Annotated in this window: 16 protein-coding genes; 7 read left to right on the top strand and 9 right to left on the bottom strand. The window is 69.5% G+C overall.

Going from position 1 to position 14,608, the window contains the following annotated elements; genetic code table 11:
* Positions 1-16: 16 nt before the first annotated feature.
* From ACFPZ3_RS35200 to ACFPZ3_RS35190, 3 genes are read right to left on the bottom strand one after another with little or no spacing between them, the layout of a single operon-like run.
* Positions 17-961, bottom strand: coding sequence for a YihY/virulence factor BrkB family protein (locus ACFPZ3_RS35200; protein WP_379518631.1), 945 nt, complete (start codon positions 959-961; stop codon positions 17-19).
* A 56-nt stretch (positions 962-1,017) separates the two neighbouring features.
* Complete coding sequence (locus ACFPZ3_RS35195; protein WP_379518630.1) at positions 1,018-1,392, bottom strand: YccF domain-containing protein; 375 nt, start codon at positions 1,390-1,392, stop codon at positions 1,018-1,020.
* A gap of 54 nt (positions 1,393-1,446) precedes the next feature.
* Positions 1,447-2,211: a TIGR03084 family metal-binding protein gene (locus tag ACFPZ3_RS35190; RefSeq protein WP_379518629.1), complete on the bottom strand. Its 765-nt coding sequence runs from the start codon at positions 2,209-2,211 to the stop codon at positions 1,447-1,449.
* Positions 2,212-2,282: 71 nt separating this feature from the next.
* Between ACFPZ3_RS35190 and ACFPZ3_RS35185 the strand changes: the two genes are divergently transcribed.
* The 4 genes from ACFPZ3_RS35185 (at position 2,283) to ACFPZ3_RS35170 (ending at position 5,925) form a co-directional block, all read left to right on the top strand.
* Positions 2,283-2,498 carry a putative leader peptide gene (locus ACFPZ3_RS35185; RefSeq protein ID WP_379518628.1) on the top strand — a complete coding sequence of 72 codons (216 nt, stop codon included), beginning with the start codon at positions 2,283-2,285 and terminating at the stop codon, positions 2,496-2,498.
* Positions 2,499-2,610: 112 nt separating this feature from the next.
* Positions 2,611-4,299: a nitrite/sulfite reductase gene (locus tag ACFPZ3_RS35180; RefSeq protein ID WP_379518627.1), complete on the top strand. Its 1,689-nt coding sequence runs from the start codon at positions 2,611-2,613 to the stop codon at positions 4,297-4,299.
* A 136-nt stretch (positions 4,300-4,435) separates the two neighbouring features.
* Positions 4,436-5,164, top strand: a complete 729-nt coding sequence (locus tag ACFPZ3_RS35175) for a phosphoadenylyl-sulfate reductase (RefSeq protein WP_379518626.1) — start codon at positions 4,436-4,438, stop codon at positions 5,162-5,164.
* Positions 5,165-5,187: 23 nt separating this feature from the next.
* The gene (locus ACFPZ3_RS35170; protein ID WP_379518625.1) at positions 5,188-5,925 is read left to right on the top strand and encodes a sirohydrochlorin chelatase; all 738 of its coding nucleotides are present in this window, start codon (positions 5,188-5,190) and stop codon (positions 5,923-5,925) included.
* Between the two features lie 142 nt (positions 5,926-6,067).
* Here the strand turns inward: ACFPZ3_RS35170 and ACFPZ3_RS35165 are convergent, their stop codons facing one another.
* Complete coding sequence (locus tag ACFPZ3_RS35165) at positions 6,068-6,790, bottom strand: DUF1707 SHOCT-like domain-containing protein (RefSeq protein WP_379518624.1); 723 nt, start codon at positions 6,788-6,790, stop codon at positions 6,068-6,070.
* Positions 6,791-6,975: 185 nt separating this feature from the next.
* Here ACFPZ3_RS35165 and ACFPZ3_RS35160 point away from each other — a divergent pair, with 185 nt between their 5' ends.
* A complete protein-coding gene (locus tag ACFPZ3_RS35160; protein ID WP_379518623.1) occupies positions 6,976-8,310 on the top strand; it encodes an ankyrin repeat domain-containing protein in 1,335 nt (444 codons plus the stop codon).
* Between the two features lie 84 nt (positions 8,311-8,394).
* On the opposite strand, the gene ACFPZ3_RS35155 is transcribed toward ACFPZ3_RS35160, so the two are convergent.
* The 4 genes from ACFPZ3_RS35155 to ACFPZ3_RS35140 all read right to left on the bottom strand — a co-directional run bounded on the left by ACFPZ3_RS35155 (position 8,395) and on the right by ACFPZ3_RS35140 (position 11,316).
* Positions 8,395-8,982 carry an HD domain-containing protein gene (locus ACFPZ3_RS35155; RefSeq protein WP_379518622.1) on the bottom strand — a complete coding sequence of 196 codons (588 nt, stop codon included), beginning with the start codon at positions 8,980-8,982 and terminating at the stop codon, positions 8,395-8,397.
* Positions 8,983-9,115: 133 nt separating this feature from the next.
* Positions 9,116-9,496 carry a hypothetical protein gene (locus ACFPZ3_RS35150; RefSeq protein ID WP_379518621.1) on the bottom strand — a complete coding sequence of 127 codons (381 nt, stop codon included), beginning with the start codon at positions 9,494-9,496 and terminating at the stop codon, positions 9,116-9,118.
* A gap of 313 nt (positions 9,497-9,809) precedes the next feature.
* Positions 9,810-10,700 carry a maleylpyruvate isomerase family mycothiol-dependent enzyme gene (locus ACFPZ3_RS35145; protein ID WP_379518620.1) on the bottom strand — a complete coding sequence of 297 codons (891 nt, stop codon included), beginning with the start codon at positions 10,698-10,700 and terminating at the stop codon, positions 9,810-9,812.
* A gap of 58 nt (positions 10,701-10,758) precedes the next feature.
* The gene (locus ACFPZ3_RS35140; RefSeq protein ID WP_379518619.1) at positions 10,759-11,316 is read right to left on the bottom strand and encodes a sigma-70 family RNA polymerase sigma factor; all 558 of its coding nucleotides are present in this window, start codon (positions 11,314-11,316) and stop codon (positions 10,759-10,761) included.
* Between the two features lie 152 nt (positions 11,317-11,468).
* On the opposite strand from ACFPZ3_RS35140, the gene ACFPZ3_RS35135 reads away from it, so the two are divergent.
* Both ACFPZ3_RS35135 and glgX read left to right on the top strand, forming a co-directional pair.
* The gene (locus tag ACFPZ3_RS35135; protein WP_379518618.1) at positions 11,469-11,894 is read left to right on the top strand and encodes an OsmC family protein; all 426 of its coding nucleotides are present in this window, start codon (positions 11,469-11,471) and stop codon (positions 11,892-11,894) included.
* An 85-nt stretch (positions 11,895-11,979) separates the two neighbouring features.
* Positions 11,980-14,118 (top strand): glycogen debranching protein GlgX, encoded by a 2,139-nt coding sequence (gene glgX, locus ACFPZ3_RS35130; protein ID WP_379518617.1) that lies wholly within the window; start codon positions 11,980-11,982, stop codon positions 14,116-14,118.
* 6 nt (positions 14,119-14,124) lie between these two features.
* Here glgX and ACFPZ3_RS35125 read toward each other — a convergent pair whose 3' ends face one another.
* Complete coding sequence (locus ACFPZ3_RS35125) at positions 14,125-14,544, bottom strand: hypothetical protein (protein WP_379518616.1); 420 nt, start codon at positions 14,542-14,544, stop codon at positions 14,125-14,127.
* Positions 14,545-14,608 lie beyond the last annotated feature (64 nt).

Below are 14,608 nucleotides of genomic sequence, written 5' to 3'. Positions count from 1 at the left end.
GGATCTCACAGGGCGCTTATTTGGTGCGGCTCTCTCCTGGCCAGAGCCGGTCCACCTCGGCGTTCAGGATGGCCCCGATGAGCACGGCCAGCGCGGTGATGTAGAGCCACAGCAGGAGCGCGATGGGGGCGGCCAGGGAGCCGTAGACCGAGACGGGCGAGAACCACGCCGCGAGCACCGCGCGCAGCACCGCCGCGCAGACGATCCACAGGAACAGCGCCAGGATGGCCCCCGGCAGCTCGCGGTACCACTTCGTCCGGACCGGGACGCTGACGTGGTAGAGCACGGTGAGGAAGAGCACCGAGCCGATGATCACGACGGGCCAGTAGAGGAGGTCGATGAGGATGCCGTACTGGCCGGGGAGCGCGTCCTTGATCAGGGTCGGGCCGACGACCAGGATCGGCATGACGATGATGCCGATGATCAGGCCCACGATGTAGAGGCCGAACGACATCAGCCGGGTCCTGATGATGCCGCGCTCCTCCCCCAGGCCGTAGGCGACCGAGATGAGGTCCACGTACACGTAGAGCGCCCTGGAGCCCGACCAGAGCGACAGCAGGAAGCCCAGCGAGATGATCGACACCTTGCCGGCGTCGTCGCTCAGCACGTCGGTGATGAGCGGGTTGATCACCTTTTTGACGGCGTCGTCGGTGAACAGCAGCCCCGCCTGGTCGATCACCCAGGTCTTCACCTGGGTGACGACGGTGGGGCCCAGCCAGGTGCCGAGCTTGGCCAGCACGCCGATCAGGCCCAGAACGAACGGGGGCAGGGAGAGCAGCGCGAAGAACGCCGCCTCCCCGGCCAGGCCGGTCACCCGGTAGGTGACGCCGGCGTTGGTGGCCGCGCGGACGATAGCCCACGACTTGGTGTCGAGCGCCCAGTTCAGCCTCGTCCGGGCATGCGAGACAAGCCCTCTCTTGGGCTTTCCCTTTGACCGGGGAGGTGCATCGGTGGACGTCATGGCCCCCAACGGGATTCGCAGTGACTCTTCCGGACAGCTTACGTCCGGGAGCCCCCTTAGTCGTTGTCCACGATGCGCGCGCCCAGCGGAAGGAGGGAAACCGGGACCAGTTTGATGTTCGCGATGCCCATCGGGATGCCGATGATGGAGATGAACAGGGGGATCGAGGTCAGGACGTGGCCGATGGCGAGCCAGATGCCGGCGACGACGCACCAGATGATGTTGCCGAACAGCGAGAACACGCCCGCGTGAGGGTCGCGCACCACGGTCCGGCCGAACGGCCACAACGCGTACGCGGCGATCCTGAACGAGGCGATGCCGAACGGGATCGTGACGATGAGGATGCAGCAGATGACCCCGGCCAGCGCGTATCCCATGGCCAGCCAGATCCCCGCGAAAACCAGCCAGATGACGTTGAGAATTGTGCGCATGCTCACAGCATGTCACTGATCGTGCCTTTCGCGTCATCCGGCAAGACCCTGACCTCACCCTGACTTGGGCGCCCGGCCCTTTCCGGGGATCCCGGCGAACGCCTGCGCGATCTCCATCCAGGCCCGCGCCGGCTCGCCGGTCATCTCCAGGCCGGTGTCGGACAGGTGCACACGCTGGGTGACGACCAGGCAGAAGTCGAGCAGCGTCCCGCGTACGAGGTTCCCGGCGTCCCCTGGCCCCGCCGTCCACGTGCCGCCACCAGGGACGGCCAGCTCCACGCGTACGGGGTCGCCGGGGACGGGCAGGCCGCGCATGGCGAAGCCGTACGGGCGGGCCCGGTAGCCGAGCGTGGCCACGTGCCGCAGCCGCGCCGTCGGCTCCCGGGTCACGCCGAGCGCGTCGGCCACGTCCTGGCCGTGCGCCCACGTCTCCATCAGCCGCGCGGTGACGAAGGAGGCGGCCGACATCGCCGGCCCGAACCACGGCAGGCGGTCGCGGGCGGACAGCGTGGCGAACACCTCAAGGCTGCGGGCGCGGGACGTACGGAACCACGCGTGCAGGTCGCCCGGCGGCCTCCCGCGCGCCTCCAGCACGAGGTCGTCCACCGAGCTGAAACCCTCAAGAGAGGCGGTGTAGGCGTCAGGATCGGTGGCCGCCAGCACGGCGGCGTCGTCGAACCAGGCCAGATGGCTCACCTGGTCGCGGACCGCCCACCCCTCGGCGGGCGTGGGCCGCTCCCAGTCCTCCTCCCGCAGCGGCGTGAGCAGGGCTTCGAGGGAGGCGGTCTCGGCACGCAGGTCGCCGAGCAACTCGGCCATGAGGTCCATAATGCAAGCGTGATCTGCGAGAGCTGCAAGGACAAGCGCCACGACGACTGTCGCGGCGGCTCATGGTGCGACTGTCAGCACCAAGAGGAGGAGCAGCCCAAGGAGTCGGAACTGGACTGGCCGCGCCAGGGCTGAATATCCCACACTCTGGACCCCGTCTTGGACATCCCGGACAGCCAGAGTATTCTCGAAGCATGCCAGCGGACCCCATGCTCGTCGGTCGACGCCACGTCGATCTTCAGCGTGTCCGCAGTGCCATCTGTTGCGACGCCCGCTAACCCACATTCTTTTCTACCGCTGAGCGCGTCGCACACCTTCCTCTCCAGCCCTGCCCTTCGATGATGAAGGCAGGTGGAACATTGCGCGCGCCCATGATCCGAAGGACGCGCAATGAGCACCCCTGCCAGCCGCACTCCCGCCAGCCGGCACCACAAACGCCCGCGCGGTGAAGGCCAGTGGGCCCTTGGTTACCGCGAGCCGCTCAACAAGAACGAAGAGAACAAGAAGAACGACGACGGCCTCAACGTCCGCCAGCGCATCATCGACATCTACTCCAAGCAGGGCTTCGACTCGATCGACCCGGCCGACCTGCGCGGACGCATGCGCTGGTACGGCCTCTACACCCAGCGCAGGCCCGGCATCGACGGCGGCAAGACGGCGATCCTGGAGCCGGAGGAGCTCGACGACAGCTACTTCATGCTGCGCGTGCGCATCGACGGGGGCCAGCTCGACCTGGCGCAGCTCCGTACGATCGCCGAGATCTCCAACGAGTACGGCCGCGGCACCGCCGACCTGACCGACCGCCAGAACATCCAGCTCCACTGGATCGAGATCGAGTCGGTGCCGGACATCTGGGAGCGGCTGGAGGCGGTGGGCCTGTCCACCACGGAGGCGTGCGGCGACACCCCGCGCGTGATCCTGGGCTGCCCGCTGGCCGGGATCGACACCGGCGAGGTGCTCGACGCCACCGAGCAGATCGCGGAGATCGAGGAGCGGGTGGTCGGCAACCCGGCGTACTCGAACCTGCCGCGCAAGTTCAAGTCGGCGCTGAGCGGCTGCCCGGCGCACTGCACGGTGCACGAGATCAACGACGTGGCGTTCGTGGGCGTGGTCAACGAGCAGGGCGAGGCCGGCTACGACCTGTGGGTCGGCGGCGGTCTGTCCACCAACCCGATGCTGGGCAAGCGGCTGGGCGTGTTCGTCCGGCCCGAGCAGGCCGTGGACGTGCACGAGGGCGTGGTCGGGATCTTCCGCGACTACGGCTACCGCCGGCTGCGGCACCGCGCCAGGATCAAGTTCCTGGTCAACGACTGGGGGCCGGAGAAGTTCCGGGAGATCCTCGAGACCGAATACCTCAAGGAGCGGCTGCCCGACGGGCCCGCGCCGGAGGCCCCCCGCGGCAGCCGCCGCGACCACGTCGGCGTCTTCCCGCAGAAGGACGGCAACTTCTACGTCGGCTTCGCGCCCAAGGTGGGCCGGCTCGACGGCGACAAGCTGCACCTGATCGCCGACATCGCCGAGCGGCACGGCTCCACCCGGGTCCGTACGACGGTCGAGCAGAAGATGGTCGTCCTCGACGTGGCGCCCGAGCGGGTGGACTCGATCGTGGCCGAGCTGGAGGCCGCCGACCTGCAGGTCAACCCGTCCACGTTCCGCCGCCAGACGATGGCCTGCACCGGAATCGAATACTGCAAGCTCGCCATCGTCGAGACCAAGGCCGCCGCGATGGACCTGATCGACGAGCTGGAGCGGCGGCTGCCCGACTTCCAGGAGCCGCTGACCATCAACGTCAACGGCTGCCCCAACTCCTGCGCCCGCATCCAGGTCGCCGACATCGGCCTGAAGGGCCAGCTCGTCGTGGACGAGAACGGCGACCAGGTCGAGGGCTACCAGATCCACCTCGGCGGGGCCCTGGGGCTCAACGCGGGCTTCGGCAGGAAGGTGCGCGGCCTCAAGACCACCGCCAAGGCGCTGCCCGACTACGTCTCACGCGTCGTGTCCAACTACGACAGCCAGAAGAAGGAAGGCGAGTCGTTCGCCGACTGGGTCCAGCGAGCAGACGAGGCCGACCTGAAATGACCACACGAGCCGTTCCGTTCCACTGCCCCTACTGCGGTGACGAGGACCTTGAACCTTACGAAGGTGATGGCGGCTGGTACTGCCGCGCCTGCGCTCGTGCCTTCAAGCTGAAATTTCTGGGAATCGGAGTGAAGATATGACGCTGGTCGACATCGAGGTCGGGCTGAGAGAGCAGCGCGGCGCCCTCGACCTGCAGGACATCGTCGAGTCCGCCGCGACGTTCCTGGAGGGCGCCCCCGCTCGCGAGATCATCCGCTGGGCGGCGGCGACGTTCGGCGACCGGCTGTGCCTGACCTCCTCGATGAGCGACGCCCTCCTCATCGACCTGGTGAGCAGGGTCAAACCCGGCGTGGACGTGTTGTTCATCGACACCGGCTACCACTTCGCCGAGACGATCGGCACGCGGGACGCCGTGCGGCAGGTCTATGACGTCAACGTGATCGACATCAAGTCGTCGCGGACGGTCGAGGAGCAGGATCGCGACCTCGGCCCCCGCCTGTTCGGCCGCAACCCGGACCTGTGCTGCTACCTGCGCAAGGTGGAGCCGCTGAACCGGGCGCTGGAGCCGTACCTGGCGTGGATCTCCGGCATCCGCCGCGACGAGTCGTCCAGCCGTACCTCCACCAAGGTCGTGGAGTGGGACGCCAAGCGGCAGATGGTGAAGGTCAACCCGATCGCGGCCTGGACGCAGGAGGACGTGGACAACTACATCACCGACAACGGGGTGCTGATCAACCCGTTGCACTACGACAACTACCCCTCGATCGGCTGCGGGCCGTGCACGCGGCAGGTCGCGGAGGGAGAGGATCCGCGCAGCGGACGCTGGGCGGGCCTGGGGAAGGTCGAATGCGGCATTCACCTGTGATCCCCGGCGGAGGGCGCGTCCCGTTGGCAGACGGGACGTCCTCCGGCCGCGTGCCACTGGTGGCGGTGGCCCACGGGTCGCGAGACCCGCGCGCCGCCGCCACCGTGGCCGCGTTGCTCGATCAGGTTCCTCTGGACGTGCGGGTCGCCTACCTCGACCACTGCGCCCCGACGCTCGGGCAGGCCCTGAGCGGCCTGGAGGAGGCCGTGGTGCTGCCGCTGCTGCTCACCGAGGCCTACCACAGCCGGGTGGACCTGCCGGCGGCGCTGAACGAGGCACGCGCGCGTGAGCCCCGGCTGCACGTCCGCTACGGGCACACGCTGGGCCCGCATCCGCTGATGTTGCCCGCGCTGGAGCGGCGGCTGGCGGAGTCGGGCGTGCCCGCGGGCGATCCGGACACGGCGGTGGTGCTGGTGTCGGCGGGGTCGAGTGACGCCAGGGCCAACGCGGTGATCGCGGAGCTGGCGCGGGTGTGGCGGCGGTCCGGCTGGTGGACCGTGACGCCCGCGTACGCCTCCGCCGCCGATCCCACCCCGGCCGAGGCCGTCGCCGCGCTCAGGCGGGCGGGGGCGCCGCGCGTCGTCGTGGCGCCGTATCTGCTGGCGCCCGGCTACTTCGCCGACAAGGTGCGCCGCGACACGCTGGCGGCGGGCGCCGCGGTGGTGTCGGACGTGCTGGGGGCGGCGCCGGAGCTGGTCGAGGTGCTGATGGAACGTTACGAGGCGGCCGTCCAAGGACAACCGGTGTCACTGGCGGGCTGAGGCACCGCTCAGGGCCGCTCAGGGCGTGTTGAGGCGCCACTCAGGGCCGCTCAGAGCCGGTTGAGGCGCGGCTCAGGGCGCGTTGAGGCGGGTTCGCGGGCGCGGCCCTCGGACTAACGGTCGCGGACTAGCGGTCGCGGGGTCAGAAGCCGCCGTGGAGGCGGCGGTCGTCGCGGAGTTGCCTGCGCAGCTCGCGGCCATCGTCGCGGACCTGGCGGCCGACCTCTCGCCAGTTCTCGCCGTGCAACTGCCGCCAGTGCTCGCGCCAGGCCGCGAACCGGCGCTGGAGCGGCTGGGCGCGCGAGTCGCCGACGACCTTGACGTCACCCATGATCGCGTACGCCTGCACGCGCACCACGGGCACGTTCATGCCGGCCGGCGCCTGCAGCACGTCCACCTTCTTGTCGCCCATGATCGCCATGCCGTCGAGGTCCACGGTCACCCCGTCGGGGACGATGATCTTGACGTCGCCCATCACGGAGACGGCCAGGATGTCCACCTGGTCCGTGCGCACCTCGGCCTCGCGCAGGTCGAGTACGACGTCCCCCATCACCGCGACCGCGCCGAGCTCCTGGTCGATGCGCCACTGCCCGCGCCGCTTGGAGTCGCCCATGACGCCCACGAACCACCGCCGCTTCCTGCCCTCCCGCTGCGGGACCGGCGCGGGCGCGGGCATGGCCGCGCCCATGGGCAGGTCCTGCGTGAGCAGGGCCAGCTCGGAGTGCGTGGTCGCGGTGTAGGCGGCCTCCGTGCGGTCGGTCAGCTCGGCGAGGCTGAGCCTTCCCTCGACCGAGGCGACACGGAGCTGCTCGACGACGGCCTCTCGCTCGGCGTCCGACGCGCGGACCTCACCCGGATCAGTCATACTCGAAACATATCGCGTCTTGGCCGCCTTGAAGCTCCTCCTTTGGTAGGAAACCCGTCATCCATCGATGCATACGGATTCGGCGGGGAATTTGAACCCGTACGAGGGCGGGGCGCGTACCACGCCATGACACGGGACCCCGGCCTTGGCCCGGGGCGCGGCCGGACCAGGCTAGGGTCCCTGTCATGCATGAGGAACAGCTCTTCCGCGCGGCGTTGAACGGCGAGACCGAGACCGTGGGCAAGCTGCTCGCCAGCGGCGGCGACCCCAACAAACCCAGCGAAGGTGAGGGGCTGCCATTGTGCGCGGCCGCCGCCTGGGACCGTACGGAGGTGGCCGGCGTGCTGCTGGCGGCCGGCGCCGAGGTCGACGGCCGGGAGGCCGGGGGCTGGACGGCGCTGCTGTGGGCCGCCACCAACGGCCACGCCGCCGTCGCCAGAGTACTCATCGAGGCCGGGGCCGAGGTCGACGCGACCAACGACGACGGCGACACCCCGCTCTCGCTGGCCGCCAGGCGCGGCGCGCTGGGCGTGGTGCAGGCGCTGCTGGAGGCGGGGGCCGACCACGAGAAGTACGACGGCGACGGCGACACGCCGCTCGACATCGCCGTCGACTGGGTGGGCGTGCACCTGGAGAGCGCGCTGCTGGACCAGATCGAGCAGGACGGCTGGGAGTACGTCGTGGCCCGCCAGTACGCCAAGGACGGCACCGAACTGGTCACCGTGGCAGGGCGCTCGGAAGACGGCTCCGAGAGCGAGCAGGTGCAGGCGCAGCGCGGCCACGCCGCCATCGCAACCCTCCTGGAGGACGCGGCCGGCACCCACACGCCGACGGACCGGCTCGTGGCGCGGGCCCTGGCGCACCGCGACATCGACGAGGACGCCGAGACCTGGTGGATCGTGGCCGACACGCTGGACAAGCGGGCCGACGACGAGACGTATGAGGCGCTGGTCAGGTTGTGCCTGAGCGAGGACGCCAGGGAGCGGGAGTTCGGGGTGGACACGATCGCCCAGTTCGGGGTCGCCGACGGGGACAAGCCGTTCCTGGAGAGGACGCTGCCGCTGCTGCAGAAGATGGTCACCACCGAGGGCCATCCGCAGGTGCTGCGCTCGGTCCTGGCGGCGCTGGGGCACCAGGGGGATCCGCGGGCGCTGCCGCACGTGCTGGACATCCTGTCCCGTCCCGGGCACAAGCGCACGATGACCGACGCGATCGCGCTGGCCGACGTGTTGCCGTCGGAGGACGAGGAGGGACTGGCGCTGCTGATCGAGATGACCGGGGACGAGGACTCCGAGGTCCGCGACTGGGCCACCGCCGGGCTCGCCGGGCTGGCGGCCGACACGCCGCGGATCAGGGACGCCCTGGCGGCCCGGCTGACCGACTCCGACCTGCGCACGGTGGCCGAGGCCACGCGCGGGCTGGCCACACGCGGGGACGAGCGGGCCGCCCAGGGGTCCGAGCGGGTGCTGGCGGAGAGCGACGACGACTACGCCAGGGAACTCGTCAGCCGATCGGAATGACCGCCGCGCCGGCCGGTCGCGGGCCCGCTAGTGAGCCCAGCAGTGAGCCCGGTAGCGGGCTCGGCAGCGGGCCCAGTAGCGGGCTCAGTCGCCGTTGAGCACGCGGGTCACCCACTCCAGGGTCCCCGTGCTCAACACCTCCTCGGCCAGGCGCTTGCCCGTCGTGGTGGTCAGCGCGCTGAGTGAGCTGTCGATCCAGCCCTGGACGTTCTGGTGTCCCTGTTCGCGGTATTCCAGGGCCTGGACGAGGCACTCCAGCTTGTCGGCGTCGCGGGCGCAGACGGCTTCGAGGCTGGCCTTCTCCTCGTACTCGCCGACCGCGTCGCTCACCATCCCGGCCACCTCCGGCGGCAGGCCCCGCATCTGGTCGTCGGTGACGTCCTCGTTGGCGGGCGCCTTGAGGTAGCGCTTGCCGATGTACGGGATGTCGGTGATGCGGGTCTCCTGCGTGTCGTGGAACAGGCTCATGAACGCGGCCCGCTCCGGGTTGCCGCCTTCGAGCCTGGCGATCACGGCGGCGATGACGGCCGCGCGGAAAGAGTGGTCGGCGATGCTCTCCGGATCGCGTACGCCGGCGACCAGCCAGCCGGTCCTCTTGTAACGTTTGAGCAGCCCGAACTCGTACAACAACCCCGCCAGACCTGTCACGTCATCCGCCACGCCGTCTGTCATGGGCCCCCCTCTCGTCATGCGCCGAGCCTGGACGACGGCCCCGCCACCGCCTCGACGCTGCCTCTCCTCGCCGTCGCCCGGAAGGCGGGTGCCGCGACCGGGCGGCCGCGGCACGCACCTTCACACGGGCGGCCTAACCCTCTTCTTCTTCGCCGTCGAACGGCACCCAGTCGCCCCAGCCGTCGTCCCAGCCGTCGTCCGGCTTCTCGGGCTTGTCGTGCTCGGGCTGCTCAGGCTTGACGGGCTGCTCAGGCTTGACGGGCTGCTGCGGCGGCTCCTGCGGGGGCTGTTCCCGCTGCACGGGAGGCCGCTGCTCCTCGTGCCGGTTGCCGTGGTCGTGGTGCTCGAAGTCGTGGTGCTCGAAGTCGTGGTGGCGGTGGTGGTGGTGCCCGCAATGGCCGCCGCACCAGCGGCGACCCCAGCCCCACCAGTTGCGGTGGCAGCCGCGCTCCTCGCAGCCGAGGGTCGGCTTCTCACCGGAGACGTACCCGACGGCGGCTGGGACGACGGACACGCCTGCGCTCGCGCCGGCGACCCCCTGGCCTACGGGAAGGAGCATGATCCCGGCGGCGGCGCCTGCTGCCAGGGCCAGCGTCGCGATGCGCCTATGGCTTTTCCTATTTACGTGCATTGTTTCCGTCCTGGGTAGATCGACCCGGAGTCGCGAGTACCCATTTCTCGGAGCACTCGGACAGAGGCAGACGTACCCATGCACGGAATCCCATTTAACTCCGCTAATCCAAACAACCCGTCAAATCCTCGGCGCGCTCAGTGAGATAAGGCGGGCGGGTAAATGGGAGTGCGAAATTCGCCCCTTTTGAGGGGGATTAAGGGCCTGAAAAGGCGGGGGCCGTAGCCAGGACGTCCCTGGCCAGGGACAGGTCGCCGGCCAGCTCCGCGGGGAACTCCGCCGGGTCTCCCCGGCCGCCGAGCAGGAAGCAGAACTTCACCACGTCCGCCGTGATGTGGGCGTCCGGCTCACCCGGCCCGGAGTCCTCCACGCCCAGCGGGACCCGCCACTCCCCGCCGCCCTCACCTGTCAGCGTGAGGTGCAGGGTGCGGCCCGAACCGTCGAGGCCGGAGAGCAGCATCGTCCAGGGCAGCAGCCGGGCGCACAGATCGGACATGGGGTGCAGGTGCCCCACGACGGGGTCGGGCAGGCGGATCTCGGCCATCTGCGCCGCGTCGGCGGTGTGCACCCACGTCTCCAGGCTCCTGCCCAGGATCTGGTCGCTGACCACGGCCTCCACGCCGTCCAGTGTGGCCTGGGTCGTGGGCGGGAGCTCGGCCACGTGCCGGCAGAGGGCGTCGGCCTGGGCGCGCCAGTCCCGCCTCGTCTGCTCGGGGCTGCGGGACCGCTCGTAGGCCTGTACCTCGTGCGTACGGCTCAGCGAGTCGACCGCCCCGACCGGCGGGCCCAGCACGGGGGCGCCCAGGGAGGAGGCCAGCAGGCCGTCCTTGGCGGCGAGGTGGGCGACGAGTTCCTGGAGTGTCCAGCCCTCGACGATGACGCGTGACCAGTCGTCGTCCACCGCCGAGGCCAGCAGCGCGTCCATGGCGGCCACGCGCCCCGCGTACGGCTCCGCCCAGGCGGCGGTGGGGACCGCCGGCCTGCGCCTCGCCCGGGCCCCGGCCAGGAGCTGGGGCCGCAGCGAGTGGGCCGGCACCGCCGGGTCCTCCATCATCGCGTCCAGGTAGAGACGCTCGACGGGGTCCATCACACCTCTTCCTGATCTCGTACGCCCGCCCGGCCGTGTGCGGCGGTCTGGGCGTACATCACACTTCTTCCTCTGCCAGTGCGTCCGCCAGGCGCCTCAGCGCCAGCCGGATGCGTGATTTGGCGGTGCCCTCGGGCACGCCTAACTCCTCACCGACCTGCCGGTAGGTCCTGCCGCCGAAGTAGGCCAGCTCGACCGCTTGCCTGAGGCCGTCGGGCAACGACGTCACCGCCTGCCGCACCCGCTTGGCCTCGTCGGCGGCGAGCACGGTGTCCTCCAGTCTCACGGGTTCACGCTCGAACAACCTGGGCCCCAGCGCGGAGACCTTCCTGCGCTCCTCGGCCCGTACGTGATCGACCGCGCGGCGGTGCGCGATCGTGGCCAGCCAGGCGCGCAACGTGCCGCGGTCCGGGTCGTAGGCCAAGGGCCGTTCCCAGAAGACGAGGAACACCTCCTGCGTGATGTCCTCGGCGATCACCCGGTCCCTGGTGACCCGCAGGGAGAGACCGAAGATCAGCGAGGAGAGCCGGTCGTAGACCTCCCCCAGCGCGGACTCATCGCCGCCGACCACTCGCTGATGTAGCAGGCGGTCGTCGTACGGTGCCTCCACTGGCACCACACTCCCGTTTATTCCGGACCAAGGCGGCGGGTGCGCCGCGACCCGAGCATGTCACTATTCGCACCAAATGTAGAGCTGGATGACAGAGTGCCAAGACTCTTTCACAGCGCGATAAGGTCGGTACGCAACTCAGGGAGGGAGCACACGTCATGGCCACCACTCGCACCGCAACCACGCAGTGGAAAGGCGCCCTGCTCGATGGTTCGGGCACCGTCTCACTCGACACCTCTGGCGTCGGCACGTTCGAGGTCTCCTGGGCTTCCAGGGCCGAGAAGGCCAACGGCAAGACCTCTCCGGAGGAGCTCATCGCCGCCGCCCATTCATCCTGCTTCTCGATGGCGCTCTCGCACGGCCTGGCCGGCGCGGGCACGCCGCCCGAGTCGCTGCGGACGAGCGCCGACGTGACGTTCCAGCCGGGCGAGGGCATCACGGGCATCGTGCTCACCGTGAAGGGGCACGTTCCCGGGATCACGGCCGAGCAGTTCCAGGAGGCGGCCGAGACGGCCAAGGCCAACTGCCCGGTGAGCAAGGCGCTGACGGGGACGACGATCACCCTCCAGGCCGAGCTTCTCTGACATTTCACCTGCGATCGGGCTCGCGCGAAGAGCGTTCACGCTATTGAGAGACCAAGACCGCTTTCGCGTGCGACAATTGGGTCACATGCGCGAGGTCTGGCCGGGCGAGCCCTATCCACTCGGCGGCACCTGGGATGGCGTTGGCACCAGCTTTTCGGTGTTCTCCGAGGTCGCCGAGCGAATCGAGCTGTGCCTTTTCCAAGACGACGGCTCCGAGGAGCGCGTCGAACTGCCCGAGGTCGATGGGTTCGTCTGGCATGGCTATCTACCGGGGATCCAGCCGGGGCAACGTTACGGCTACCGCGTGCACGGGCCCTACGAGCCGTCGCACGGGCACCGGTGCAATCCGGCCAAGCTGCTGCTCGACCCCTACGCCAAGGCCATCGACGGTGACCTGACCTGGAACCAGGCGCTGTTCCCCTACTACTTCACCGATCCCACCAGGCGCAACACCGAGGACAGCGCGCCCTACATGCCGAAGAACGTGGTGGTCAACCCGTTCTTCGAGTGGGGCAACGACCGGCTGCCGCGCATCCCTTACCACGAGACCGTGATCTACGAGGCGCACGTGCGCGGGCTCACGATGCGTCACCCCGACGTGCCGCCGGACCTGCGGGGCACGTACGCGGGGGTGGGGCACCCGGCGATCATCGAGCACCTGCTGTCGATCGGGGTGACGGCGGTCGAGCTGATGCCGGTGCACCACTACGTGCCCGAGCACTTCCTGGTGGCGCGCGGGCTGACGAACTACTGGGGTTACAACACCATGGCCTACCTGGCGCCCGAGGGGCGCTACTCCAGCGCGGGGACGCGGGGGGAGCAGGTGCTGGAGTTCAAGGCCATGGTGCGGGCGCTGCACGAGGCGGGCATCGAGGTCATCCTCGACGTGGTCTACAACCACACGGCCGAGGGCGATCACATGGGGCCGACGCTGGGGTTCAGGGGGATCGACAACGCCGCCTACTACCGACTGCACGATGGTGATCGGCGCTACTACCTCGACTACACCGGCTGCGGCAACTCCCTCAACGTACGCTCTCCGCACGCGTTGCAGCTCATCATGGACTCGTTGCGCTACTGGGTCATCGAGATGCACGTCGACGGGTTCCGGTTCGATCTGGCCTCGGCGCTGGCCAGGGAGCTGCATGACGTCGATCGGCTGAGCGCGTTCTTCGACCTGATCCAGCAGGATCCGGTGATTTCCCAGGTGAAATTGATCGCGGAGCCGTGGGATGTCGGGCCCGGCGGCTACCAAGTCGGAAATTTCCCGCCTTTGTGGACGGAGTGGAACGGCAAATACCGGGATATTGCGCGCGATTTCTGGAGGGGCACCCATTCCGCCCTTCCCGAATTCGCCTCCCGCCTGACCGGCTCCGCCGACCTGTACGAATCCTCCGGCCGCCGCCCGGTCGCCTCGATCAACTTCGTCACCTGCCACGACGGGTTCACGCTGACGGACCTGGTCTCGTACGACCACAAGCACAACGAGGCCAACGGCGAGGACAACCGCGACGGCACCAACGACAACCGCTCCTGGAACTGCGGCGCCGAGGGCCCCGTCGAGGACCCCCAGATCGTCACGCTCCGCCAACGCCAGCGCCGCAACTTCCTGGCCACGTTGTTCCTGTCGCAGGGCGTGCCCATGTTGTCCCACGGCGACGAGATCGGGCGCACCCAGCGCGGCAACAACAACGCCTACTGCCAGGACAACGAGCTGGCCTGGGTGGACTGGGCGATGGTGCACACGGAGTCGGAGCTGCTCGACTTCGTCCGCGCGCTGTCGAAGCTGCGCCGCGAGCACCCGGTCTTCCAGCGGCGGCGCTTCTTCCACGGCCGCCATCCCGACAACGGCAAGCGTGACCTGGTCTGGCTCACGCCCGGCGGGCGCGAGATGACGGCGAGCGACTGGCACATCAGCTACGCCAAGTCGCTGATGGTCTACCTGAACGGCGAGGCCATCACGGAGCCTGGGCCGCGCGGGGAGCGGATCGTGGACGACTCGTTCCTGCTGCTGATCAACGCCCACCACGAGAACATGCCGTTCACGTTGCCGGGATCCGAGTTCGGCACGGGGTGGTTGCCGGTGCTCGACACCAATCGTGACACGGTGGAGGACGCCTACCTCGATGAGCGGTGGCAGGCCGACGACGTGGTGGCGGTGACGGCGCGCTCGCTGCAGGTCCTGCGCCAGCCCAGGAAGGTCAAGCCCCCGTCGTCCGTCTGACGTCCGTCAGAAGGCGCGGGGGGCGCTGGCCGTGAGGAAGACCAGGGTGAACGCCGCCACCCCGGCCAGGCCGTGGAGGGTCACCGCGAGGGCGGGGAACGCGCGGCCGGGCGTGCCGTGGCGGCCCGCTCCGAGCCAGCGGGTGAACATCGCGAAGCCCAGCAGCGCCGCGACCGCGAGGCCCGCGAACGCCGCCCAGGCCAGTGCGCGGCTGCCCGTGACCAGTCCTGCCGCCCAGCACACCAGCGACGACACCGCCAGCGCCGGGTGCGAGAAGACCAGCGCCGCCGGGAAGCGGGTGACCTTGGCGCGGCGCAGGCCGCCGCCCGCCAGCCAGGTGTAGAGCAGGTACACCCCGGCGAGCGCGGCGATCGTCCACGCCACCGCGGTCGCCAGGCCCACAACGTCTCCCGTCGCCAGGTCCACGGTCCCTCCCTCACGTGTCCCCATCCGTATCGTCACGTTAAGCAGACAAACGCCGGTAAGTCCG

The organism is Nonomuraea insulae (assembly GCF_042656245.1).
The sequence above is the reverse complement of the archived record's forward strand: the minus strand, read 5'-3'. Positions and strand labels throughout refer to the sequence as shown.